This window comes from Psychromarinibacter sp. S121 (genome assembly GCF_049801035.1).
GTDB lineage: Bacteria > Pseudomonadota > Alphaproteobacteria > Rhodobacterales > Rhodobacteraceae > Psychromarinibacter.
On record NZ_JBNAGE010000004.1, the window covers coordinates 26,641 to 52,629 of the forward strand.

A 25,989-nucleotide genomic window follows, 5' to 3' on the forward strand; every position below is an offset into this window, starting at 1 on the left:
TCACCGCTCCACCAGCTTCACACGGTTGTTGTACCAGTTCATCACGCCCGAGATGAGCAGCGAGATGACAAGGTAGACGAGCATCAGAAGCAGCACGCATTCCAGCTCGCGACCCGTCTGGTTCATCGTGATCCCGCCCAGCGTACCGGTGATGTCCATGTAGCCCACGGCAATCGCCAGCGACGAGTTCTTGGTCAGGTTCAGGTAGTTCGAGATCAGCGGCGGGATGATGACCCGCAGCGCCTGCGGCAGGATCACCAGCCGCATCGTCTTGCCCGGACGCAGGCCAAGGGCGTTCGCCGCCTCGGTCTGGCCGCGCGAGATGGCAAGGATGCCGCCCCGGACGATCTCGGCGATGAAGGCCGCGGTATAGAGCGACAGCGCCAGCCACAGGGCGATCAGCGAGTTCCGCAGGTGCGTACCGCCGCCGAAGTTGAAGCCGCGCAGTTCCGGGTATCCAAGGTGGAAGCCCAGCAGCGCCAGCACGATCACCATCGGTACGATCAGGATGCCCAGGTTGATGTGCCACGTCTTCGGCCGGACGCCTGTCGATTCCTGGATGCGGTTGGCGCGGGCCGACATCGTGCGCATTCCGAAGATGCTGGCAATCAGCACCGCAAGGATGACGATCAGGTCCAGCGAGACGTCGAACCTCAGCGGCGAGTTTCCGAACAGGTGGAAGTTGCCCAGCGAGCGCGAGAACAGCGGTTCGGGGACATAGACGCCGCGGTTCGTGATCGCGACGGTGTCGAACAGCTTCATCGTCGCTTCGGGCTCGTCACCCCGGAACGCGCTTGGCGCCGGAAGGCTTTCGATCAGCACCGCCATCGCCAGCACGATCCACAGCAGGACCGGAACGTTGCGGAACATCTCGACGTAGACGGTCATGATGCGCGCGACCAGCCAGTTGTTGGACAGGCGCAGGACACCCACGAGGACACCGACGATGGTCGCCGTGATACAGCCGAGGAACGCGACCAGAAGCGTGTTCAGCAACCCGACAAACGCCGCACGAAGGTGCGAGTCCTGGTTGTTGTACTCGACAAGAATCTGGTTGATGTCATACCCGGCGGGCTCGGCAAAGAAGCCGAACTCGATCGGTTTCCCGAGCGTGTTCAGGTTGGCGAGCGTGTTGTTGATGAGCCAGGCGGCGAGCAGCATGAAGCCGATCATCGCGACAACCTGGATCGTCAGAGAACGATACCGGGTGTCATAGATCAGCATGCTCAGCCTGAACGACTCCCGTGGTGGGTCCGTCAAGGTCGTCATGAAATTCCCCTGTTTGCCCCGCGGCCTCTCCTCCCGACGCCGTTATCGGCGTTCCTGGAACTGCGGGTGCGGCTTATTCTTGTTGTTATATGGCAGAAGGGCGCGGTTTGACCCGCGCCCTTCGCCGTGTCCGTGTTACCGGAACGGCGGTGCGTAGAGCAGGCCGCCGTTGGTCCACTGAGCGTTCAGGCCGCGGGCCAGACCGATCGGGGTGGACTCACCGATGTTCTTCTCGAAGATCTCGCCGTAGTTGCCGGCGACGCCCAGAGCCTTCACGGCCCAGTCGGCGTCGAGGCCCAGCATCTCGCCGAGGTTGCCCTCGGTGCCGAGCAGACGGTTGATCTCGGGGTTGTCGGTGGCGGCCGAAGCCATGTCCGACAGGTTGGCCGAGGTCACGCCGTATTCTTCGGCGGCGATCAGCGCGTTCAGCGTCCAGCGGACGATGTCGCCCCACTCGTCGTCACCGTGGCGCACCAGCGGGCCCAGCGGCTCTTTCGAGATGATTTCCGGCAGAATCACGTGATCGGCCGGGGTCTCGAAGGTGGCGCGGGTCGCGGCGAGGCCAGAAGCGTCGGTGGTGTACACGTCGCAGGCACCGGCAAGGTACTGCTGCTGGGCTTCGGCGTTGGTTTCGATCGGAACCGGCTCGTAGCTCATGTTGTTCACACGGAAGAAGTCCGCGAGGTTGAGCTCGGTGGTGGTGCCGGTCTGGATGCAGACGGTGGCTCCATCAAGTTCCTTGGCCGAGGTCACGCCCAGCTCTTTCGGAATCATGAAGCCCTGACCGTCGTAGTAGTTCACGCCGACGAAGGTGAACTTGAGGTCCACGTCGCGCGAGAAGGTCCAGGTGGTGTTCCGGGCCAGCATGTCGATTTCACCCGACGCAAGCGCGGTGAAACGGGTCTTGCCGGTGGTCGGAACGAATTCAACGGCAGTCGGGTCGCCCAGCACGGCGGCAGCAACGGCACGGCAGACGGCGACGTCGAAGCCCTGCCATTCCCCGTTGGCGTCGGGCGCAGCGAAACCGGGCACACCGGTCGCCACGCCGCAGTTCAGCGTGCCGCGGGCCTTGACGTCGTCAACCGTTGCGGCCGAGGCCACGCCAGCAGCCATGCCGGCGACGGTTAGTGCGCCAAGAAATACGGATTTTTTCATGTTTACCTCTTCCTGAGTTACCGCCCTTCCCGTCGGGCGTTTCTCCCGGCCCTTTGGCCGGATTGAGATCATGTGAAGGCAGAGAACCCCCCTCAACGCGAGGGAGTGTGGTCGAGAATTGACTGGAAGGTCAAGGCTGCTGTGGACGAAAGAAAGGGGTCAACAGCCTGATTTTTCGTCAGGCGCAGTTTTTAATGGCACTCGCCGGACAACAGGTGAAAGAACCTGTGCGCCCTGAGAAAATCGGTGCGCTTTGCCGCTGCGAGTTCGGCTGCCTCCTCGTCGACACCCCACTGTTCTTCCTGAAAAGTCTCGTCCACGCGCGATCTTTTCCACAGCTCTTCCACCGCAAGCAGATCGCGAGTCGCGGCCAGCCCGATCAGCAGCGAACCCGATATGGACACGAGATCGTGGAAGCCTGTCAGTTCGAACGGGGTCATGCGGTGAACCTCGGCCGACAAAGCCGAAAGCGCGGCGTCGGGTTGGGGCTGGTGCATCACGCCTTCGACGGGAATCAGCCGCGCCCCGTAGGTCTCGGCGGCCCATTCGATCAACGGATCCCACGCTTCGGCCTGCCGCTGCACCAGACCCTCGGGTGCGCCGGCACGGTAGCAGGTCAGGTCGCTGTCGCCGTAGGCCGCCAACATCTCGGCGACCTCGAAGCGCTGGGGCGTGACCTTCTCGATGGCCGAGTTGGCGGCGCGCGTGAACGGCATGGTCAGCGGCGCGATCACCTCGCCCTGAGCGGCCCACTCGGCGGCGATCTCCTCGGCCAGCGCACGGCTGGGCACCGCGAGATCGGATTTGCCGGGGGTCTTCACGGGCCGGTCGTCCAGCTTCACGCCGTATCCACCGTCACGCGGCTCGACGGTCACCTGTTTCCAGAAACGGCGGGCTTTCCATTCCGTCATGCGGGTTCTCCAAGCAGGGCCCCGATAGCGCCGGGCAGGTCCTCGACCCGGTGCACGAGGGCGTCCGCCGCCAGCCGGTCGGCGGCATGCGCGCCCCAGGTCACACCGAGGGACCGGACGCCAGCGGCGCGGGCCATCTCCATGTCATAGCTCGTGTCGCCGATCATCACCGCATCGCCCGCTTCCGCCCCCGCATCGGAAAGGCAAGCCGCGATCATCGCGGGATGCGGTTTCGACGGGTGTTCGTCGGCGGTCTGGGTCGAGATGAACAGTCCGGTCAGACCGTGCCCCTCGATCAGCGCATCCAGCCCGCGCCGCGACTTGCCGGTGGCAATCGCAAGCAGGGTCCAAGGGTCGGCAGCAAGGTCGTCCAGAACGGCGCGGATGCCGGGAAACAGCGGGCTCATCTCGGCGGCGCCCATCGTCAGGCGGATGTCGCGATAGGCTTCGCGGTAAGCGCGGCCTATGGCGGCGCAGGTTCCCTCGTCGAGACCGGGCGACAGGCGCGACACGGCGATCTCGACCGACAGGCCAATCACGGCGCGCACATCGGCGGGCGCGGGCTGCGGCAAACCGTGCGCGGCAAACGCCTGCGCCATCGCCGTGACGATGTGCTGCTCTCCTTCGACCAGAGTCCCGTCCACGTCGAAGATCACCAGTTTCAGCCGGTCGTTCACTTCACCTGCTCGAACGGATCGTCGGCGGCAAGATCCTCTGTCCAGCCGAGCGTCTCCCAGCTTTGCGCCATGTGCTCGGGCAGCGGCGCGGTCACCGTGACGGCTTTCCGCGTCACCGGGTGCTCGAAGGTCATCGACCGCGCGTGCAGGTGCAGCTTCTTCGAGATAATGCCGCCAAGTTGCGCGCCCCAGCCGTCGCCAAGGTTCTCCTGCCCCGACCCGCCGTACTTGCCGTCACCGATGATCGGGTGGCCGATCGCGGCCATGTGGGCGCGAAGCTGGTGGGTCCGGCCGGTGATCGGCTCGAGCGCGACCCAGCTTGCACGGCTGGCGACGCGGTAGAGCGTGGCATACAGCGTGTCCGCCCGTTTCGCGCCCGGCGTCTTGTCGATGTCGCGCGGGTGAACCACGTGCATCTTCTCCCCCTCGCCGCCCTTGCCGTGCCCGCCGGCCTTCACAAGCCCATAGCGAACCTCGCCCAGATACGGCGTCGGAACACCGGCGACGAGCGCCCAGTAGATCTTGCGCGTCAGCTTGTGACGGATCGCGGCGGTCAGCCCCTGAGCAACCGCATGGGTGCGCGCCAGCAGCAGGACGCCCGAGGTGTCCTTGTCCAGCCGGTGCACCAGCCGGGGCTTTTCGTCATAACCGAACCGCAGCGCCTCGGACAGTCCGTCGACATGGCGCGTCTGCTTGCTGCCGCCCTGCGTGGGCAGACCCGGCGGCTTGTTGATCGCGATGATGTAGTCGTCGCGCCAGAGCACGCAGGACCGGATCATCTCGGCATCCTTGTCCGACATCTTCGGCTGTGCCGGCAGCGTCGGCTCTTCTCCCGGTTCGGGCAGCGGCGGGACGCGGATCTGCATCCCCGGCCCGACGCGGGTCGAGGTCTTCACGCGCCCGCCGTCGACCCGGATCTCGCCCTTGCGGCACATCTTCTCGATGCGGCCCTGCGGGACATGCGGGAACTGGCGGCGGAACCAGCGGTCGAGCCGCTGTTCGCCCTCGTCGGGGCCGACGGTCAGTGTCTGAACGCCGCTCATGCCGCCACCCCGCGCGCCACGGCGAGACCCGCGAACAGCGCCCCCAGCGACAGAACCACCGAGGCGATCACGTAAAGCGCCGCCGTGCCCAGCGCGCCGCGCTCGTACAGTGTCACCGCGTCCAGCGAGAAGGCCGAGAAGGTGGTGAACCCGCCCAGGAGGCCGGTCATCAGAAGCGGCGCGAACCGGTTGGCGCTGAACTCTGCCAGCGCGACGACGATCACGCCCATCAGGAAGGACCCGACGACGTTGACGATCAGCGTGCCCCAAGGGAAACCCGGCCCGATGAGCCGGATCGCGGCGAGGCCGGTCAGGTATCGGCCGGACGCGCCGACCGCGCCTCCGAGGGCGACCATGGAAAGGGTGTGCAACATGCGCGGTCACTTGGAGGCTTGAAGGGGAAGAGTCAATCGTGGCCGCTTGTTTCATGGGGGGATTGGGGATCTGCCCCCGTCGCACCGGAGGTGCGCTCAGATATGAAGAAAGGGGGCTCTGCCCCCGTCGCTTAGCGACTCCCCCGAGGTATTTGGAAAGAGAAGAAGCGAAGATCGGCGGCTTACGTCAGGAGCGCGCGCCAACGATCGAGGATCAGACCGACGCCTTTTTCGCCGAGCTCCGCCGACGCGTCGCGGGCGCTTTGGGTGTACCAGGCGGTGTTCTCGTCCAGCCGGGCGGCGTCCACCACTTCCGGCGCGAGCGCCATCATCAAGGAGGTCTCGCCGATGCCCGCATGGTCGAACGGGTACTGTGCGGTCAGGCTTTCATCCATCAGCGGGTGCACCGAGATCCAGTTGAACGGGTCCGATCCGGCGTCGTGCTGTGCGTAGTAGTCCGCCATCTCGGCCTTGCCCCACCAACCCTCGCCGCGCTCGGCTTCGAGAAAGCGGAACAGCGCCTGCCGCGCGGCGAAGCGGAAGGCGAGATCGGTCGGCATGCCGGCGGCGAAGTTCTCGGTCTGGTGGTGCACGACGGCATGGATGTTACGGAAGCCGGTGCGCAGAAGGCCGGTGAACAGCGCCTCGGCGAAAGGCTTGAATTGGTCCGCATCCACATGGACGGTGCCGCTTTCCGGCCCGGCGACGGCGAGGCTGGCCGCGCCATAGGTGAAGGGCGGCAGGATCACGAGGTCGATTTCCCGCTCCAGCCGGTCGAAGACGCGGGTGACGGCAAGTGTGTCCATGCCGACGGCCATGTGCTCGCCGTGGTATTCGAGCACGCCGAGCGGCAGGATGACCGGCGTGTTCGCGGCGATGGCGGCGCGGATCTGGTGGGGCAGCATCAGTTCGTAGCGCATGGATCACTCCAGGTTGGTGTGCCGGGCGCGCATGGTCTCGGGCGTTTCGCCAAGGCGGGTGCGCAAATCGTTCACCATCAGTTCGAACAGCAGGAACATCGCGCCCTCGAAGACCGAACCCATCGGCAGGACGGCGCTGGCCCCTGCCCCGGTGTCGCGTGCCATGGTCTGCGCCGGGATCGCCAGCACCGCGTCGGCCAGCGCGGCCGAGGGTGTGGCGGGCTCTGCGGTGAGCAGCAGGACCTCGGCGTCCGCCTCGCGCGCCACCCGCATGAGCGCGGTGACGGTCGACAGCTCGCCCGGGCCGGCGGAGGCGAAGAACAGGTCGCCGGAGCCCACGGGCGGCGTCGCCATCTCGCCCTGCACATGCGCGTCCAGCCCGAGATGCGCGAGGCGCATCGCGAGCCCGCGCATCATCAGCCCCTCGCGCCCGCACCCATAGACCACGATGCGACCGGCAGCCGCGATGCGTGCGCAGGCGGTGTCCACCTGCGCCGGTTCGATGCCGGACAGCGCGGCGCCGAGTTCCGCCAGTGCGGTGTCGGCGCCCTTCATTCGCCCAGCTCCGACGCGATGTCCTTCGTCTGCTCGTAAAGCCTCAGGAACAGCGGATGGTGACGCGCGTAGATGTCATGCGTCTCGGGCGCGATGTCGCGGGCGACGGGGTTCCACCGGTCGATGTCATCCGGTTCGGCGCGGCCCACGGCGCAGGCCGCGAGGAAGGCGTCGCCATAGGACGCGCCCACGGTCTTGTCGCAGACCACCTGCGGCACACCGCCGATGTCAGAGGTCGCCTGAAGCCAGGTGGCGTTCTTCACCCCGCCGCCCACCGCCAGCACGCGGCTCGGCGCGGCCCCGGCCTCGCGGTAGGTGTCGAACACATGCGCGGTGCCGTGGGCGATGCCCTCGATCAGGGCGCGGTACATATCGCCGCGGGAGTGGGTCAGGTTCAGGCCGAAGAAAGCGCCCTTGGCCTGCGGGTCGTGGATCGGTGTCCGCTCGCCCGAGAAATAGGGCAGCATCAGCAGGCCGTTCGCGCCCGGCGGGCTTTCGGCGGCTTCGGCGGCGAGGGCTGGAAACGCCTCGGACCGCGGCAGTTCCCGCGCGAAGCGGTCGCGGAACCAGTGCGTCAGCGTGCCCGAGGTCGCAAGCCCCGCCATCGAGGCATGGCTGCCCGGGTAAAGCCAAGGCGCGTACCACAGGCGCGGGTCGGTGACGCGGTCCGCGGTAACCTCGATGATAAAGACGGTAGAGCCGTACATCATCATCATGTCACCGGGCGCGCGGACGCCGACGCTGACCGCCTCGGCTGCGGCGTCGATGGTGCCGGCGGTGACCGGCGTGCCCGGAGCAAGGCCCGTTTCAGCGGCAGCCGCCTCGGTCACATGCCCCGCGATCTCGGTCGACCACAGCAGGCGCGGCAGGCGGTCGAGCGGCAGGAAATCCGCCAGCGCGTCGGTCCAGTCGCAACGGGTCACATCGTAAAGGGGGCTGAAATTGGCGGCGGTGTAATGGTCGATGGTGTAGTCGCCGGTCAGCCGGAAGTTGAGGTAGCTGGTAGAGTTCAGCACCTTCGCGGTCTTCGCGAAGATCTCGGGCCGGTTGCGGGCGAGCCAGAGGATCTTCGGACCGACCGACTGCGAAGTCAGGGCATTGCCGCAGCGATCGAGGATCACCCTGGCGCCGATGCTGTCGGTCAGGTCCTCGATCTCGGCGCTGGCGCGGGTGTCGACGCCATAGAGCACGCCGTTCATCAGCGGCCGCCCTTCTTCGTCGACCGGCAGCATGCAGGGGCCGATGGCAGAGGTGGCGACGCAGGCGATGTCGGACGGGTCGATGCCAGAGCCGGCAAGCAACTCGCGGGTGATCGAGACGAAGTCGCCCCACCAGTCCTCGTCCGCCCGGTGTTCGGCCCATCCGGGACGCGGCACGATCATCTCGTGCGGGGCGGTGGCCTGTGCGACGATGGCCCCGGCGCCGTCCACAAGGACGCCCTTGGATTCGAAGGTGCCGATATCAACGCCGAGGGTATAGGTCATTCGGGCTCTCCGTCTCGCAGCAGCGGGAAGTCCGGCCCAATCCGCGCGACGGCGGCGGTCAGCAGCTGTGTAAGCTGTTCAAGGTCTGACAGATCGCACATTTCGAGACTGGAATGCGAATAGCGCATCGGGAAACCGACATCGATTGCGACAACGCCTTCGCCGACAAGCTGGATATAGGACAGGTCCGTCAGAACTCCGACCTGCGCCGAGCGTTGCAGGGGCAAACCTTCATCGGCGGCGGCATCTTCGAACAGGCGCACTGCCGAGGGGTGCGGGATGACTCCGTTCAGCGTGCCGCGCCCGTGGAAGGAATACAGCGAAATACCCGGCCCGCCACCAAGGGTCATTTCACCCCTGTCCGCCATCTCGGGCGTGTCGGTGGCAAGCATCAGGTCGATCTGGATCGCGATGTCGGGCTTCAGCGCCTGCCCCGCCACCTGCGCGCCGCGCAGGTTGAACTCTTCTTGCGTGGTAAAGACGACATGCACGGTCGGCCCACCTACGCGGTCCGCCAGCGCGCGGGCCAGTTCCAGAAGCACGGCGCATCCCGCCCGGTCATCGACCGAGGTCCCGGCGATACGCCCGTCCGCCATGGGCAGGACGTTGGGGCGGTAGACGACCGGGGTGCCGATACGGATGCCCGCCGCCTCGACCGCGGCCTTCGACCCGTGGCCGGTGTCGATCCGCAGGTCCGGGGCTTTCGCGACGGTGTACTTCTCGTCCGGTTGGGTGGCGTGGTGCGACTTGTTGTAGATAATGCCGGGCACGTCGCCCGCGCCGGTACACAGGATGACTGCTTGCGAGGCCAGCGCCCGCTCCGGCACTCCGCCAAGCCGCTCGACCCGGATCATGCCGTCATCCTCAACCTTGCGGACGATGAACCCCAGTTGGTCCATATGTGTAAAGATCATCACCGTGGGCGCGTCAAAACCGCCCTCGAATGTCGCAATAAGGTTGCCCAACCGGTCGGACCGGGTCTTCACACCCACCTTGGAAAGCCGGCCCGCGATGGCGCGGCGAACGCGGTCCTCGTGGCCGGACAGGCCCGGGATCAGCATCAGGTCGGTCAGGTCCCGCTCCAGACGGGTGCGCATGTCAGAGGACATCGATGGCCTCCCTTATCCGGTCCGCCGCTGCGTCGGCAGAGCATGTTGAGGTATCGACGCGAAGGCCGCGATCGCAGGGTTCATACGCCCGCGCCCGAACCGCGGCACGGGAGGGCGGCCCCGACAGGATCACCAGCACGCTCACCGTCCGCCCCGCGCGGCGCGTGCACGGTCCATGAAGTCCTTCGCGCGTTCGGGGTCGATGGGGTTCCACGTATCGCCGTCGATCTTCAGCGCGGACCCCACGACGCAGCCGTCGGCAGCACGCAGGATGTCGGCGACGGTGGCGTGCTTGACCCCGGTGTTCGCCATCACGGGGGTGTCGGGCAGAACCGCCTTCACCGCTTCCAGATCCTCGAACCGCGCCGCCTCGCCGGTGATCTGGCCCGAGACCAGCACCGCGTCGGGAACCGAGGAGAACACCGCCGACCGTGCCCGGTCCGGCAGGGACCGGCGGTCGAGACTGTCGGCGAATTCGGCCGAGACGTTGAACAGCATGGCAAGGTCGCGGCGGCCCAGCCGGTCGCGGTAGCGCATCGCGCGGCCCGCGTCCGGGGTCCACGGCCCCATGTCGCTGGCGTAGGTGCCGGTGAAGATCTCGCGCACGAAGGACGCGCCGGTGGCAGCGGCAAGCGCGATGCTGCTTTCGGGGTCCCACAGGACGTTTACGCCGAAGGGCACGGTGATTTCGTCGCGCAGCCGGCCGATCACATAGGCCATCGTCGCGGTCGAGGCGGTGTCGACGTCGAATTCGTAGGGCCGGTCGTTCTCGTTCCCGAACATGACGGCATCGAAGCCGGCGTCGTGCAGCGCTTTCAGGTCCGCGCGGGCGGCGGCGACAAGGCCGTCCAGCCCGGCGTCTTCGTCATGCAGGGGTGAACCGGGCAGCGCGCCAAGGTGCACCATCCCGATCACGGGTTTCGTATCGCCAAAAACGGCGGTGAACTTGCTCATGAATCCTCCCATCGGCGCGGACGCCTTCGGGAGCAACCTACGCAGGTTCACATGCGAAGGGAAAGGCCCCCGCGCGCAGATCCGCGTGGGTGGCGGGACACAGGGTCAGATCGCGACCTTGCGGCTTTCGTCGAGGTAGATTTCGCGCAGCCGTGCCGCGATCGGGCCCGGGGTGCCGGACCCAACGGCGACGCCATCGATCTCGACCACCGGCATTACGAAGGCCGAGGCCGAGGTGAAGAACGCCTCGTCCGCCGATTGGGCCTCTTCGATGGTGAAGCTGCGCTCTTCGACTTCCATCTGCGCCTCGCGCGCCAGCTTCAGAACGGCGGCGCGGGTGATGCCGTGCAGGATGTCGTTCGACAGTTCACGGGTAATGATCTTGCCGCCCTTCACGATGTAGGCGTTGTTCGAGGTGCCCTCGGTCACCTTGCCGTCTTCGACCATCCACGCGTCATCACAGCCGGCGGCCTTGGCCATCATCTTGCCCATCGACGGGTACAGCAGCTGCACCGTCTTGATGTCACGGCGGCCCCAGCGCACGTCCGGGACCGAGATGACCTTGATGCCGGTCTTCGCTGTCGGATTGTCCGCGAGGCCCGGCTTGTTCTGGGTAAACAGCACCAACGTCGAAGGCACATCGGCGGCGGGATAGGCGAAGTCACGGTCGCCGGGCGCGCCACGGGTGATCTGCAGATAGATCAGGCCCTCGACGATGCCGTTCTTCTCGACCAGCTGCCGATGGATTTCCAGCAACTCGTCGCGGGTCGCGGGGGCCTTCATCTCCAGTTCGTTCAGCGACCGTTCCAGCCGCTTGGCGTGACCGTCGAAGTCCACCAGCTTGCCGTCCAGAACGCTTGTCACCTCATAGACGCCGTCCGCGAAAAGGAACCCGCGATCAAAGACGGAGACCTTCGCCTCGGTCTCGGGCACGTACTCTCCATTGACATAGACGGTGCGGGTCATCGGCGGTCTCCTTAAGCTGCTTTGCCCTACATGCCGCGCCGCAGCGGCAAGGAAAAGGGGAAAACGCAGAAGGCTTCAGCCGCCGGACACATGCCGGGCCGCGGCTGCATTGGCAGAGGCAACGGCATCCGGTAGTGCCTCGCCATGCGCCAGTGCCGAGACAAGCGCGCCAATGAAGTGGTCGCCCGCGCCGTGGGCCGAGACGACCTTGACCGGCAGCGCCGGAACCGCGCCGTCCAGTTCTTTCGCGGCAAACGCGACACCCGCACCGCCTGCCGTGACGATTGCGACGGGAAAGCGGTCTGCCAGCATCCTCGCCGCGCGCCGCGCGTCTTCCAGCGTGCCGACCTGCGCGCCGCAGATCGCCTCGGCCTCGGGCTGGTTGACCACAAGGATGTCGACCAGCGCGGCAAGGTTTTCGCCCAGCGGGCGCATCGGCGCGGCGTTCAGGCAGACGCGCGCTCCGTTGCCACGGGCAGCCATCGCAGCGGCGACGTTGACCGCCTCGGGCACCTCGTTCTGCAACAGCAGGAACGCCGCGCCCTGCCAAAGCGCCGGGTCCGCCACGGCCTGCGGATCGATGGACAGGTTCGCGCCGGATACGATAGCCGCCGCGTAGTCGCCCGCGTCGTCCCCGATGGCGACGCTCATCCCCGAGCCGACCCCGGCAACGCGCGCGACATGCTTGGCAGAGACTCCTCCCGCCGCCAAACGGTCCAGCAGGAAGGGCGCAAAACCGTCGTCGCCGACAGCCGACACCATCTGGACGTTGCAGCCGTAACTGGCCAGCGCGACGGCCTGATTGCCGCCCTTGCCGCCGAACTTCGGCGTCCAGCTTCGGGCCGTCACCGTCTCACCGGCGCCGGGACGGTGCGGCGCGTCGACAAAGATGTCGTAATGCAGGCTGCCGACGACGACCGCGACGGTCATCGCCTATTCCCCGCCAAGAATCCGCTGCACCGCGCGCTGGCTGCGCGGTGAGTCCTGCGCCGCGATGGCCTCGTGCAGCGCATTGTCCCTGGCCACACGTTTCGCCATGCCGATCAGGCGTTCGGTCATCTCGATATTGGCGGCGCATTCCTCGACCGGGTCGATGCCGGACGCGTCGGGGAAGGTGTCGAAGTAGATCACCCCGTCGAAGCCGTCGCGCGCGATCTGCCACAGCAGTTCCAGCGTCGCCTGCGGGTGGACGGAGCCGACCATCAGGCCATCGTCCCGCTTGCCGTAGCCGTCGTTCAGGTGAACCCCCAGCAGACGCGACCGCCGCGCGATCAGCGTGGCGGCGAAGGCGGGCATCTCGTCGGCGTAAAGCACATGCGCGAAATCGAGGGTCACGCCAAGGTTCGGCAGCCCCACCTCGTCGATCGCCAGAAGCGTGGTCGCGACATCGGGCATCAGCGCATAAGACCGGGGTTCGTTGGGCTTGTACTCGATAGAGATCATGCACTCCGGCGCGTGGGCCGCGACCTCGCGGATGCCTGCGATCTCATCGTCCCACATGCGGGCGTAGTCGCCCTGAAAACTGTAGTCGAAGCCGTCCTGACCCAGCCACAGCGTCATCAGCGGTGCGCCCATCGCAAGCGCGGCGTCGATGCCGGCCTTGGTCTGGTCGATGGCCTCTTGCCGGACGGCGCGGTCGGGATGGGTAAAGGCGCCAAGCTTGAAAGCGGGGTTGGTGTAGTACCGCATCGCCAGCCCGTTCACGTCGAGCCCGCAATCGCGGATCGTCGCGGCCACCTCGGCGGGGTTGCCCGGTACATGGTCGGGATAGTTCAGGTCGACATGGGTCAGGCCCGGAACCTTGGCCGCCCGTTGCGCGCACATCAGGGCGGTCGGCTTTCCCTTGAGGTCAGGCCATTCCGCCTCTGCCCGCGCGGCAAAGGAATTCAGTCGCGTCGCGAACTTGGTCACCGGTCTCTCCTCCCCCGGCACCCGCCCTTTCGCAGGCGGGCGCCCCCCTGTTTCGTCCGCCCCGAAGGGTCCTCCCGGACGCTATGTCGTCAGATCTGACGCACGGCCCCTTTCGCCGCGCTGGTGGTCAGCGCCGCATAGGCCTTGAGCGCGGTCGTCACCTTGCGCTTGCGCGGCTTGGCGGGGGTCCAGCCCTTCGCCTCTTGCGCTTCGCGCCGCGCGGCAAGCGTCGCATCGTCCACGGCAAGGTTGATCGTCCGGTTCGGGATGTCGATCTCGATCAGATCGCCCTGCTCGACCAGCCCGATGGTGCCGCCCTCGGCCGCCTCGGGAGAGACGTGACCGATCGACAGCCCCGAGGACCCGCCCGAGAAGCGGCCGTCGGTCACAAGCGCGCAGGCTTTGCCAAGGCCCTTCGATTTCAGATAGCTGGTCGGGTACAGCATTTCCTGCATGCCGGGCCCGCCGCGTGGACCTTCGTAGCGGATCAGCACGACCTCGCCTTCCTTCACCTTGCCGGTGAGGATGCCGCTGACCGCGTCGTCCTGCGACTCGAAGATATGCGCCGGGCCGCTGAACTTCAGGATCGATTCATCGACGCCGGCCGTCTTCACGATGCAGCCGTCCTCGGCGAGGTTGCCGTACAGCACCGCAAGCCCGCCGTCCTGGCTGAAGGCGTGTTCCTTGGCGCGGATCACACCGCCTTCGCGGTCCAGATCGACCGTCTCGTAGCGGCGCGACTGGCTGAAGGCGACCTGCGTCGGCACACCGCCCGGAGCGGCGGCGAAGAATTCGTGGACCGAATTCGCCTTGGTCCGCTTCACGTCCCAGCGTTCCAGCGCGTCGGCCATGGTGCCGGAGTGGACGGTGTTCACCTTCGTATCCAGCAGGCCCGCGCGGTCCAGTTCGCCGAGGATCGCCATGATCCCGCCGGCGCGGTGGACGTCTTCCATATGCACGTCGTTCTTCGCGGGCGCGACCTTGCACAGGCAGGGCACCTTGCGCGACAGCCGGTCGATGTCGGCCATGGTAAAGTCGATCTCGCCCTCATGCGCGGCGGCCAAAAGGTGCAGCACCGTGTTGGTCGACCCGCCCATCGCGATGTCCAGCGACATCGCGTTCTCGAACGCCTCGAAGGTGGCGATGTTGCGCGGCAGGACGCTTGCGTCCTCGCCCTCGTAATAACGGCGGGCAAGGTCCACGATCAGGTGCCCGGCCTCGACGAACAGCCGCTTGCGGTCAGCGTGAGTCGCCAGCGTCGAGCCGTTCCCCGGCAGCGACAGCCCCAGCGCCTCGGTCAGGCAGTTCATCGAGTTCGCGGTGAACATGCCAGAGCACGAACCGCAGGTCGGGCACGCCGCCTGTTCGATCGCCTCGACCTGCTCGTCGGAATAGTTGTCATCGGCCGCGGCGACCATCGCATCCACGAGGTCCAGCGCATGTTCCTTGCCGTCCCACGTGACCTTGCCGGCCTCCATCGGGCCGCCGGACACGAACACCACCGGGATGTTCAGCCGCAGCGCGGCCATCAGCATGCCGGGGGTGATCTTGTCGCAGTTCGAGATGCAGACCATCGCGTCGGCACAGTGGGCGTTGACCATGTACTCGACCGAGTCGGCGATGATCTCGCGCGAGGGCAACGAGTACAGCATCCCGTCATGGCCCATCGCGATACCGTCATCGACGGCGATGGTGTTGAATTCCTTCGCGACACCGCCAGCGGCCTCGACCTCGCGCGCGACCATCTGGCCAAGGTCCTTCAGGTGCACGTGGCCGGGTACGAACTGCGTGAAGCTGTTCACGATGGCAATAATCGGCTTGCCGAAGTCTTCGTCCTTCATGCCGGTCGCACGCCAAAGGCCACGGGCCCCGGCCATGTTGCGGCCATGCGTAGTGGTGCGGGAACGGTAATACGGCATTGCTGATCCTCCGGGCTAGCGGAGACGGTTTAACGCAGGAAAAGGGCGAGCGCCATAAGCGGAGTCGCTGGAACAGCTTTCGATCGTTCCGACCGGTTCAGTGCACCAGAACGTAGTGCCCCGGCGCGGCCCCAAGCGACGCCGCCATTTCGGGCGGGGCCACCTTCTTGCCGTTGCTCTGCCGGTTCAGCCAGTCGGCCCAGGCCTCCCACCATGACCCCTCGACAGGCTCGTGATTCCGGAACCACGTATCGGGATCCATGTACCGCTTGCCCGGCGTCCGGTGACCCAAGCGATAGCGGCGCCCTTTGTGGCCCGGCTCGGACAGCACGCCGCCGTTATGGCCGCCCCCTGTCAGCGCGAAGGTCAGATCGTTGTTGGTGAACAGTGCCGCCTTGTAAACCGACCGCCACGGGGCGATGTGATCCCGCTCGGTCCCAAGCACGAAGAACGGGGCCGTGATGTCCTTCAGCGCGATCACCCGGCCTTCCACGTCGAAACGTCCGGCGGTCAGCCGGTTTTCCAGAAACAGGCCGCGCAGGTATTCGGAATGCATCCGGTAAGGCATGCGCGTGGCATCCTTGGCCCAGACCGCGATATCGAACTCGCGCTCGTCCTCGCCCATCAGATAGCGATGAACGTGCCGCGACCAGATCAGGTCGCGCGCCTTCAGGAACTGGAAGGTCTCGGCCATCTGCGCGCTGTCGAGATAGCCCTGCGACCACATGAGGTCTTCAAGGAAGCCGACCTGAGTCTCGTCCACGAACAGCATCAGTTCGCCGGCCTCGGTGAAATCGGTCTGCGCCGCGATCAGCGTGATCGAGGCGAAGCGGTCGTCCCCCTTCCCGGCCATCGCCGCAGCGGTGATGGCAAGGATCGTACCGCCAAGGCAGTACCCGCATGCGTGAACCTTCTGGTCGGGACAGATGCGGTTCACCTGCTCCAGCGCCTCCAGCACGCCGTGACGGCGATAGGCGTCCAGCCCCTTCTCGCGAAGCTCTGCCGTCGGGTTGACCCACGAGATGCAGAACACCGTGTGCCCCTGATCCAGCAGGAAGCGCACCATCGAGTTCTCCGGGCTGAGGTCGAGTATATAATATTTCATGATCCAAGCGGGCACGATCAGCACCGGCTCGGCATGCACCTTCTCGGTCGTGGGCCGGTATTGAATCAGTTCGAACAACTCGTTGCGATACACGACTTCTCCGGGCGTGCAGGCAATGGTCTCGCCCACGCGGAACGTCCCACTGGCCGACGGCTGGCCCGAGATCACCTCGGCCACGTCCTCGGCCATCAGTTGCGCCCCGTGTACGAGGTTCAGGCCCAGCGTTTCGATCGTGCGTTTCAGCGCGACGGGATTGGTGGCGATCGCATTGGACGGCGACATCGCGTCCAGCACCTGCCGGGTCAGGAACGCGATGCGATCGGCCGTGTGGCGGTTCAACCGGCCCGTGCCCTGCGCGGCCCGCGCCCAGAAGTCTTCCGCGGCGAGGAAGGACTGCTTCCAGAACCGGAACGGCAGGCGATCCCATTCGGGCGCGTCGAAGCGGTGGTCGCTGCGGTCGGGGACAAGGCCCCCTTCGGCGTCCAGCGCGCCCAGCCATGCGAGCCACTGGTCGCGCCAGAAGCGTTCGGCCAGTTCGGCGCCGAGACCGGGCGCGGTCGCTGCGTCCCGCATCCAGTCGATCCATGCAGAGCCTATGGAATAGGGCGAGGTTCCGGATGTCGACTGGGCGATACGCGAGCGGACCACGCGGTTGATGGCATGGTAGGCGGGCGCGATATCGTCCGCCAAGGGCATGTTGCCGGGGCGATCCGGCAGGGGCAGAAGCTTGTTCATGATTGGGCCTTTCCGGCGGGCCTGCGGCAGGTGGCGCAGGAAGCATTGTCGCCGCTGAATGTGACACGGACACGTAGCCCGCGCCTTGATCCAGGTCAGGACGCGCCCGGCCCCCGCAGGGCGCCAGGTGTCGCCCCACGCAAAGCGAAACGCCCCGCTCGTTTCCGGGCGGGGCGTTTCCTGTTTCAGATCAGTCCGTCGATCAGTCGCGGCTTTCCGGCGTTTCCACCAGACCGGCGTCGAAGTCGTCCTCGGACATGAAGTCCTGAACCGGGGCGGCCAGAGCTGCGGCGGCTTCCGCCTCGGCCCGTGCCTCTTCGATCACCTTGCTGTCGCGTTCCTGAGCGATGCGGCGGACCCGCTGGGTCGCGCCACCGGTACCGGCCGGGATCAGGCGGCCGACGATCACGTTCTCTTTCAGGCCGACCAGCTTGTCGCGCTTGCCCTGCACCGAAGCCTCGGTAAGGACGCGCGTGGTCTCCTGGAACGATGCCGCCGAGATGAACGACCGGGTCTGCAGCGAAGCCTTGGTGATCCCCAGAAGGATCGGCTCGCCCTGAGCGGGACGCCCGCCCTTGGCCGCGGCCTTCTCGTTGGCTTCGTCGAACTCGACCTTGTCGACGTGCTCGCCCTTGAGAAGCGTCGTGTCGCCAGAGTCGAGGATCTCCCACTTTTGCAGCATCTGGCGAACGATCACCTCGATGTGCTTGTCGTTGATCTTCACACCCTGCAGTCGATACACGTCCTGCACCTCGTCGATCATGTAATCGGCAAGCGCTTCGACACCCATGATCGACAGGATGTCATGCGGCGCAGGGTTGCCGTCCATGATGTAGTCGCCCTTCTGGACGAAGTCGCCTTCGACCACCGGGATGTGCTTGCCCTTGGGCACCATGTATTCGACGGGCTCCATCGACTCGTCCGCCGGCTCGATCGCGATGCGACGCTTGTTCTTGTAGTCGCGTCCGAACCGCACGTAGCCGTCGATCTCGGCGATGATCGCGTGGTCCTTTGGACGACGCGCCTCGAACAGTTCCGCCACCCGCGGCAGACCACCGGTGATGTCCTTGGTCTTGGCGCCCTCGCGCGGGATACGCGCGACAACGTCACCGGCCTGAACCTTCACACCGTCTTCGACCGACAGAATGGCGTCCACCGACATCGGATAGGTCACCGGGTTGCCCGCATCGTTGCGGACCGGCTCGCCATCCTCGCCCACGAGAATGATCTCGGGCTTCAGGTCGCTGCCTTTCGGCGCGGCACGCCAGTCGGACACGATCCGCTGGGTCATGCCGGTGGCCTCGTCGGTGTCCTCGCGGACCGACAGACCGGCAACCAGGTCGACGAAACGGACGGAACCGTCCTTCTCGGCGATGATCGGCAGGGTGTACGGGTCCCATTCGATCAGCTTGTCGCCACGCGCCACGGTCGCCCCATCCTCGGGGAAGACCTTGGTGCCGTAGCCCAGCTTGTGCGTTGCCCGCTCGACGCCGTTCTCGTCGACGATGGCCAGCGACATATTCCGGCCCACAACGATCTGCTCGCCCGAGGCGTTGGTCAGGATGTTGGGGTTGCGGAACTCGACCTTGCCCGAAGCCGAAGCCTCGAGGAAGGACTGCTGACCACCCTGCGCGATGCCGCCGATGTGGAACGTCCGCATCGTCAGCTGCGTGCCGGGTTCACCGATCGACTGAGCCGCGATGATGCCCACGGCTTCGCCCTGGTTCACCATCGTACCGCGTGCAAGGTCGCGACCGTAGCACATGGCGCAGACGCCTTCCTCGGCCTCGCAGGTCAGCGGGCTGCGGATGCGCATCGCGGCGATGCCGGCGGATTCCACCGCGTCGGCCTTACGCTCGTCGATCAGTTCGCCCTTGCCCACCAGAACCTCGTCGGTGCCGGGGTTCAGCACATCCTCTGCCGCAACGCGGCCCAGGATACGCTCTGCCAGCGACGCCACCACCTCGCCGTCGTTGACGGCGGCTTCGGCGGTGATCGAGTTCTCGGTGCCGCAGTCGTGCTGGCGCACGATGCAGTCCTGCGCCACGTCCACAAGACGACGGGTCAGGTAACCCGAGTTCGCTGTCTTGAGCGCGGTGTCGGCCAGACCCTTACGGGCGCCGTGGGTGGAGTTGAAGTACTCCAGCACGGTGAGGCCTTCCTTGAAGTTCGAGATGATCGGTGTCTCGATGATCTCGCCCGACGGCTTGGCCATCAGGCCGCGCATCCCGCCCAACTGCTTCATCTGAGCCGGCGAACCACGCGCACCGGAGTGCGACATCATGTAGACCGAGTTCGGCTCAAGCTCTGCGCCGGCATCGTCGTACCGAACCGCCGAGATCTCGCCCATCATCGCGTCGGCAACCTGGTCCGAACACTTCGACCAGGCGTCGACCACCTTGTTGTACTTTTCGCCCTGGGTGATCAGGCCGTCCATGTACTGCTGTTCGAACTCTTTCACCTGCTCGCGGACGCCGTTCACGATGCCCCACTTGGTGTCGGGGATCAGCATGTCGTCCTTGCCGAAAGAGATGCCGGCCTTGAAGGCTTCGCGGAAGCCGGTCGACATGATCTGGTCACAGAAGATGACCGACTCTTTCTGACCGCAGTAACGGTAGACGGTGTCGATGACCTGCTGCACTTCCTTCTTCCGCAGAAGACGGTTGACCAGCTCGAACGGAGCCTTGGCGTTCAGCGGCAGAAGCGCGCCGAGCTTCACACGGCCCGGTGTCGTCTCGAACCGCTGCCAGACTTCCTGACCTTCCTCGTCGATCTGCTTCACACGCGCAGTGATCTTGGCGTGCAGGTGGACCTCGCCGGAATCCAGCGCGTGCTGAACTTCGTCGGTGTCGGCGAAGATCATTCCCTCGCCCTTCATGCCTTCGCGCTGCATCGTGATGTAATACAGGCCAAGGATCATATCCTGCGACGGAACGATGATCGGCGCGCCGTTGGCGGGCGACAGAACGTTGTTCGTCGACATCATCAGCACGCGGGCTTCCAGCTGGGCTTCCAGCGAAAGCGGCACGTGGACGGCCATCTGGTCACCGTCGAAGTCAGCATTGAACGCCGAACACACAAGCGGGTGCAGCTGGATCGCCTTGCCTTCGATCAGCGTGGGTTCGAAGGCCTGGATGCCCAGACGGTGCAGCGTCGGCGCGCGGTTCAGAAGAACCGGGTGCTCGCGGATCACCTCGTCGAGAATGTCCCAGACTTCCGGGCGCTCTTTCTCGACCAGCTTCTTCGCCTGCTTCACGGTCGACGACAGACCCTTCGCTTCCAGCCGCGAATAGATGAACGGCTTGAACAGCTCGAGCGCCATCTTCTTCGGCAGGCCGCACTGGTGCAGCTTCAGCTCGGGGCCGGTCACGATGACCGAACGGCCCGAGAAGTCGACGCGCTTACCCAGAAGGTTCTGGCGGAAGCGGCCCTGCTTGCCTTTCAGCATGTCGGACAGCGACTTCAGCGGACGACGGTTCGCGCCGGTGATAACGCGGCCGCGACGGCCGTTGTCGAACAGGGCGTCGACGGATTCCTGAAGCATCCGCTTTTCGTTCCGGATGATGATGTCCGGCGCACGAAGCTCGATCAGACGCTTCAGGCGGTTGTTCCGGTTGATCACCCGGCGATACAGGTCGTTCAGGTCCGACGTCGCGAAGCGGCCGCCGTCCAGCGGAACCAGCGGACGCAGTTCCGGCGGAATGACCGGGATCACGGTCATGATCATCCACTCGGGACGGTTGCCCGACTCGAGAAAGTTCTCGACGATCTTCAGACGCTTGATGATCTTCTTCGGCTTCAGTTCGCCGGTGGCCTCGGCCAGATCCGCGCGCAGCTGTTCGGCCTCGGACTCGAGGTCGATGTTGGCCAGCATCTTGCGGATCGCCTCGGCGCCGATGTCGGCCTCGAAGGCGTCGCCGCCGTAAGCGTCGACCGCGTCGTTGAACTCTTCCTCGGACATCAGCTGGCCGTAGGTCAGGTCGGTCAGACCCGGTTCGATGACGACGTAGTTCTCGAAGTACAGGATCCGCTCGAGGTCACGCAGCGTCATGTCCAGCATGAGGCCGATCCGGGACGGAAGCGACTTCAGGAACCAGATGTGCGCAACCGGCGCGGCCAGTTCGATGTGGCCCATACGCTCGCGGCGGACTTTCTGCAGCGTGACTTCCACACCGCATTTCTCGCAGACGACGCCGCGATACTTCATCCGCTTGTACTTGCCGCACAGGCACTCGTAGTCCTTGATCGGCCCGAAGATACGGGCGCAGAACAGGCCGTCGCGCTCGGGCTTGAAGGTCCGGTAGTTGATCGTCTCGGGCTTCTTGATCTCACCGTAGGACCAAGAAAGGATCCGCTCGGGCGACGCCAGCGAGACCTTGATCTCGTCGAAGGTCTTCGGCGCCGCAAGCGGGTTGAACGGGTTGGTGGTCAGTTCCTGGTTCATCTCGAATTCCTAATCAGGGGCGTTGGGAGGGGGAAAGTGCGTGGAAGCCACGCACCCTACGGTTGGTAGGGTGCGCGCTGGTCGCGCACCTTTACTCTTCCCCCTCCGCATCCAGGAGTTCCATGTTCAGGCCGAGGCCGCGGACTTCCTTGACGAGCACGTTGAAGCTCTCGGGAACGCCCGCCTCGAAGTTGTCCTCGCCCTTGACGATGCTTTCGTAGACCTTGGTCCGGCCCGCCACGTCGTCCGACTTCACCGTCAGCATTTCCTGCAGGGTGTAGGCGGCGCCGTAAGCTTCCAGAGCCCAGACCTCCATCTCCCCGAAACGCTGACCGCCGAACTGCGCCTTACCGCCCAGCGGCTGCTGGGTAACAAGCGAGTACGGGCCGGTCGACCGCGCGTGGATCTTGTCGTCGACAAGGTGGTGCAGTTTCAGCAGGTACTTGATCCCCACCGTCACCGGCCGCGCGAATTTCTCGCCCGTCCGCCCGTCGAACAGATCCGACTGGCCGCTTTCGTTGAAGCCGGCCCGCTTGAGCGCGTCGTTGACGTCCGCTTCCTTGGCGCCGTCGAAGACCGGAGTCGCGATCGGAACACCACGGGTCACGTTGCCCGCCGCTTCCAGAAGCTGGTCGTCGTCCATGCCGGCGATGCCTTCTTCGTAGACATCGTCACCATAGGCGATCCGCATCGCTTCCTTGACCGGAGTCAGGTCGCCGTCCCGCTTGTAGGACCCCAGCGCGTCGTCGATCTGGATGCCCAGACCCCGTGCGGCCCAGCCCATGTGGGTCTCAAGGATCTGGCCGACGTTCATCCGCGACGGCACGCCGAGCGGGTTCAGAACGAAGTCGACCGGAGTACCATCCGCAAGGAAGGGCATGTCCTCGATCGGCACCACGCGCGAGATAACGCCCTTGTTGCCGTGACGGCCGGCCATCTTGTCGCCCGGCTGCAGCTTGCGCTTCACCGCGACGAAGACCTTGACCATCTTCATGACACCCGGCGGCAGGTCGTCGCCACGACGGACTTTCTCGACCTTGTCCTCGAAGCGTGCGTCCAGCGCCCGCTTCTGGGCCTCGAACTGCGCGTTCAGCGCCTCGACCATCTGGGCCTCGGCGTCGTCGCTCAGCGCAAGTTGCCACCACTGGCCGCGAGACAGCATCTCCAGCAGGTCCTCGGTGATTTCCGAGCCCGGCTTGACGCCTTTCGGACCCTTCACCGCGGTCTTGCCGAGGATCATGTCCTTCAGACGCGCGTAGATGTTGCGCTCGAGGATGTGCAGCTCGTCGTCGCGGTCGCGCGACAGGCGTTCCACCTCTTCCCGCTCGATCTGGAGGGCACGTTCGTCCTTCTCCACGCCGTGACGGTTGAACACGCGGACTTCCACGATCGTGCCGAAGTCGCCCGGCGGCAGCCGCAGCGAGGTGTCGCGCACGTCCGAAGCCTTTTCACCGAAGATGGCGCGCAGAAGCTTTTCTTCCGGCGTCATCGGGCTTTCGCCCTTCGGAGTGATCTTGCCGACAAGAATGTCGCCCGGTCCGACCTCGGCGCCGATGTAAACGATGCCAGCCTCGTCGAGGTTGCGCAGCGCTTCTTCACCGACGTTCGGGATGTCACGGGTGATCTCTTCCGGCCCAAGCTTGGTGTCACGGGCGGCGACTTCGAATTCCTCGATGTGGATCGAGGTGAAGACGTCGTCGCGCACGATACGCTCGGAGATCAGGATCGAGTCCTCGTAGTTGTAGCCGTTCCACGGCATGAACGCGACGACCACGTTCTTACCCAGAGCCAGTTCGCCAAGATCGGTCGACGGACCATCGGCCACGACCTCGCCCTTGCCGACCTTGTCACCCACCTTCACCAGCGGACGCTGGTTGATGCAGGTGTTCTGGTTCGAACGCTGGAACTTGCGCAGCCGGTAGATGTCGACGCCCGGATCGCCCGGCTCCAGGTCTTCGGTCGCGCGGATAACGATCCGCTGCGCGTCGACCTGGTCGATGATCCCGCCCCGGCGTGCCTGGATCGCGGCGCCCGAGTCGATGGCGACCTTGCCCTCGATCCCGGTCCCCACGAAGGGCGCGTCGGCCTGCAGCAGAGGCACGGCCTGCCGCTGCATGTTCGAGCCCATCAGAGCGCGGTTGGCGTCGTCGTTTTCCAGGAACGGAATAAGCGACGCCGCGACCGACACCAGCTGTTTCGGCGACACGTCGATCAGGTCGACGGCCTCGTTCGGCGCAAGCGTGTATTCACCCGACTGGCGGGTGTTGACCATCTCGTTCACGAACTTGCCGTTGTCGTCCAGCGTCGCGTTGGCCTGCGCCACGGTGTGACGCATTTCCTCGGTCGCGGACATGTAGTGCACTTCGTCCGTGACCTGGCCTTCCTTGACCACGCGGTACGGGGTCTCGATGAAACCGTACTTGTTCACGCGGGCGAACGTGGCGAGCGAGTTGATCAGGCCGATGTTCGGACCTTCCGGCGTCTCGATCGGGCACATCCGGCCATAGTGGGTCGGGTGAACGTCGCGCACCTCGAAGCCTGCACGTTCGCGGGTCAGACCGCCCGGGCCAAGCGCCGACAGGCGACGCTTGTGCGTCACTTCGGACAGCGGGTTGGTCTGGTCCATGAACTGCGACAGCTGCGACGAGCCGAAGAACTCGCGCACGGCGGCGGCGGCCGGTTTCGCGTTGATCAGGTCCTGCGGCATGACGGTGTCGATCTCGACCGACGACATGCGTTCCTTGATCGCGCGTTCCATCCGCAGCAGACCGACGCGGTACTGGTTCTCCATCAGTTCGCCGACCGAGCGCACCCGGCGGTTGCCGAGGTGGTCGATGTCGTCGATCTCGCCACGGCCGTCCCGCAGGTCGACCAGCGCCTTCACACAGGCGACGATGTCTTCCTTGCGCAGCGTCCGCTGCGTGTCCGGCGCGTCCAGAGCCAGGCGCATGTTCATCTTCACGCGGCCCACGGCCGAAAGGTCGTAGCGCTCGCTGTCGAAGAACAGGGTATCGAACAGGGCCGACGCAGCCTCGACGGTGGGCGGCTCGCCCGGGCGCATGACCCGGTAGATGTCCATCAGCGCCGTGCCGCGGTCCATGTTCTTGTCCTGCGCCATGGTGTTGCGCATGTACGGACCGACGTTGACGTTATCGATGTCCAGAACCGGGATCTCGGTGACGCCCGCGTCGACCAGCTCTTTCAGCGTGCCGCCGGTGACTTCACCTTCCTTGTCGGTTTCCCACGTCAGCTCGTCGCCGGCTTCGACATAGATCGCGCCGGTTTCCTCGTTGATCATGTCCTTCGCGGCGTATTTGCCCACGATCTGCTCGAACGGAACCATCAGATCGGTGATCTGGCCCTCGTCGATGATCTTCTTGACCGCACGCGGGGTGATCTTCTTGCCAGCCTCGGCAAACACCTCGCCGGTGGCCGCGTCGACCAGGTCGAACGGCGGGCGGGTGCCGCGAACGCGCTCGGGGAAGAACTTGGTTTTCCAGCCGCGGTTCTTCTCAAGCCGGTAGGTGACCGTGTTGTAGTAGGCGTCCATGATCGCCTCCTGGTCCAGCCCGAGGGCGTACAGGAGGGTGGTCACCGGAAGCTTCCGGCGACGGTCGATGCGCGCGAACACGATGTCCTTGGCGTCGAACTCGAAGTCCAGCCAGGAGCCGCGGTAGGGAATGATGCGGCAGGCGAACAGCAGCTTGCCCGAGGCGTGGGTCTTGCCCTTGTCGTGGTCGAAGAACACGCCCGGCGAACGGTGCATCTGGGAAACGATGACGCGCTCGGTGCCGTTCACGATGAACGTGCCGTTCGGGGTCATCAGGGGCATGTCGCCCATGAAGACGTCTTGTTCCTTGATGTCCTTCACCGACTTCGCGCCGGTGTCTTCATCGACATCGAACACGATGAGGCGAAGCGTAACCTTCAGCGGTGCGCTGTAGGTCATGTCACGCTGCATGCACTCGTCGACGTCGTATTTCGGCTTCTCGAGTTCGTACTTCACGAACTCCAGAACGGCGGTCTCGTTGAAGTCCTTGATCGGAAAGACCGAACGGAACACGCCGTTGATGCCTTCGTCCAGCGCGGGCTCGACCGCGTCGCCGGATTTCAGGAACAGCTCATAGCTGGATTTCTGAACCTCGATGAGGTTCGGCATCTCCAGGACTTCCCGGATCTTGCCATAATATTTACGGAGACGCTTCTGGCCAAGGTAGCTGGACGCCATAAGGGAATACACCTCTCATCTTCGCAAACGCATCGCCGTCGGGGCTACGGCAATGCGCCCTTGGGTCAGGTGGGACCGATCTATCCCTGGCAGCCGTCCCACCGGCTGCCGCCCGATCGGTTTCCGCACCTTAGGAAGGGCTCTGGGCTGCAAAGCCCTTCCTGAGACGCGGATGGCTGGACCCGGGAATGCCCGGATCCAGCCGTGTTCGAACTTCTCATCCGTCCCGC

General features: G+C 65.4%; 18 protein-coding genes. All 18 read right to left on the reverse strand.

The annotated features are described in order from the left end of the window. The 18 genes from ACP156_RS18690 to rpoB all read right to left on the reverse strand — a co-directional run bounded on the left by ACP156_RS18690 (window position 1) and on the right by rpoB (window position 25,759). Window positions 1-1,269 (reverse strand): amino acid ABC transporter permease, encoded by a 1,269-nt coding sequence (locus tag ACP156_RS18690; RefSeq protein WP_425052887.1) that lies wholly within the window; start codon window positions 1,267-1,269, stop codon window positions 1-3. A gap of 135 nt (window positions 1,270-1,404) precedes the next feature. Then, entirely contained in the window at window positions 1,405-2,424 is a 1,020-nt protein-coding gene (locus tag ACP156_RS18695; RefSeq protein ID WP_425052888.1) for an amino acid ABC transporter substrate-binding protein, read from the reverse strand. 191 nt (window positions 2,425-2,615) lie between these two features. Further along, window positions 2,616-3,335 (reverse strand): ATP12 family chaperone protein, encoded by a 720-nt coding sequence (locus ACP156_RS18700; RefSeq protein WP_425052889.1) that lies wholly within the window; start codon window positions 3,333-3,335, stop codon window positions 2,616-2,618. Continuing rightward, window positions 3,332-4,012, reverse strand: coding sequence for an HAD-IA family hydrolase (locus ACP156_RS18705; protein WP_425052890.1), 681 nt, complete (start codon window positions 4,010-4,012; stop codon window positions 3,332-3,334). The genes ACP156_RS18700 and ACP156_RS18705 overlap by 4 nt, the downstream gene beginning before the upstream one ends. After that, on the reverse strand, window positions 4,009-5,055 hold the full coding sequence (locus ACP156_RS18710) for an RluA family pseudouridine synthase (protein ID WP_425052891.1): 1,047 nt from the start codon (window positions 5,053-5,055) through the stop codon (window positions 4,009-4,011). Before ACP156_RS18710 ends, ACP156_RS18705 begins: the two co-directional genes overlap by 4 nt. Beyond that, window positions 5,052-5,429, reverse strand: a complete 378-nt coding sequence (gene crcB / locus ACP156_RS18715) for a fluoride efflux transporter CrcB (protein WP_425052892.1) — start codon at window positions 5,427-5,429, stop codon at window positions 5,052-5,054. The genes ACP156_RS18710 and crcB overlap by 4 nt, the downstream gene beginning before the upstream one ends. 182 nt (window positions 5,430-5,611) lie before the next feature. Next, the gene (locus ACP156_RS18720) at window positions 5,612-6,349 is read right to left on the reverse strand and encodes a creatininase family protein (protein WP_425052893.1); all 738 of its coding nucleotides are present in this window, start codon (window positions 6,347-6,349) and stop codon (window positions 5,612-5,614) included. A gap of 3 nt (window positions 6,350-6,352) precedes the next feature. Continuing rightward, on the reverse strand, window positions 6,353-6,904 hold the full coding sequence (locus ACP156_RS18725; RefSeq protein WP_425052894.1) for an SIS domain-containing protein: 552 nt from the start codon (window positions 6,902-6,904) through the stop codon (window positions 6,353-6,355). Next, window positions 6,901-8,388, reverse strand: a complete 1,488-nt coding sequence (locus ACP156_RS18730; protein WP_425052895.1) for an FGGY-family carbohydrate kinase — start codon at window positions 8,386-8,388, stop codon at window positions 6,901-6,903. Before ACP156_RS18730 ends, ACP156_RS18725 begins: the two co-directional genes overlap by 4 nt. Then, on the reverse strand, window positions 8,385-9,497 hold the full coding sequence (locus tag ACP156_RS18735; protein ID WP_425052896.1) for a M42 family metallopeptidase: 1,113 nt from the start codon (window positions 9,495-9,497) through the stop codon (window positions 8,385-8,387). The genes ACP156_RS18730 and ACP156_RS18735 overlap by 4 nt, the downstream gene beginning before the upstream one ends. Before the next feature lie 141 nt (window positions 9,498-9,638). Then, window positions 9,639-10,451, reverse strand: a complete 813-nt coding sequence (locus ACP156_RS18740; protein ID WP_425052897.1) for a BtpA/SgcQ family protein — start codon at window positions 10,449-10,451, stop codon at window positions 9,639-9,641. A gap of 105 nt (window positions 10,452-10,556) precedes the next feature. Then, a complete protein-coding gene (locus ACP156_RS18745) occupies window positions 10,557-11,417 on the reverse strand; it encodes a D-amino-acid transaminase (RefSeq protein WP_425052898.1) in 861 nt (286 codons plus the stop codon). Between the two features lie 75 nt (window positions 11,418-11,492). Then, on the reverse strand, window positions 11,493-12,347 hold the full coding sequence (locus ACP156_RS18750) for a PfkB family carbohydrate kinase (RefSeq protein ID WP_425052899.1): 855 nt from the start codon (window positions 12,345-12,347) through the stop codon (window positions 11,493-11,495). Between the two features lie 3 nt (window positions 12,348-12,350). Next, window positions 12,351-13,328, reverse strand: coding sequence for a sugar phosphate isomerase/epimerase family protein (locus ACP156_RS18755; RefSeq protein WP_425052900.1), 978 nt, complete (start codon window positions 13,326-13,328; stop codon window positions 12,351-12,353). Window positions 13,329-13,417: 89 nt separating this feature from the next. Continuing rightward, the gene (ilvD, locus tag ACP156_RS18760; protein ID WP_425052901.1) at window positions 13,418-15,247 is read right to left on the reverse strand and encodes a dihydroxy-acid dehydratase; all 1,830 of its coding nucleotides are present in this window, start codon (window positions 15,245-15,247) and stop codon (window positions 13,418-13,420) included. Between the two features lie 97 nt (window positions 15,248-15,344). Beyond that, window positions 15,345-17,087: a PHA/PHB synthase family protein gene (locus ACP156_RS18765; protein ID WP_425052902.1), complete on the reverse strand. Its 1,743-nt coding sequence runs from the start codon at window positions 17,085-17,087 to the stop codon at window positions 15,345-15,347. Between the two features lie 202 nt (window positions 17,088-17,289). Continuing rightward, complete coding sequence (rpoC, locus tag ACP156_RS18770) at window positions 17,290-21,531, reverse strand: DNA-directed RNA polymerase subunit beta' (protein ID WP_425052903.1); 4,242 nt, start codon at window positions 21,529-21,531, stop codon at window positions 17,290-17,292. 91 nt (window positions 21,532-21,622) lie between these two features. After that, window positions 21,623-25,759 carry a DNA-directed RNA polymerase subunit beta gene (gene rpoB / locus ACP156_RS18775; RefSeq protein ID WP_425052904.1) on the reverse strand — a complete coding sequence of 1,379 codons (4,137 nt, stop codon included), beginning with the start codon at window positions 25,757-25,759 and terminating at the stop codon, window positions 21,623-21,625. Window positions 25,760-25,989 lie beyond the last annotated feature (230 nt).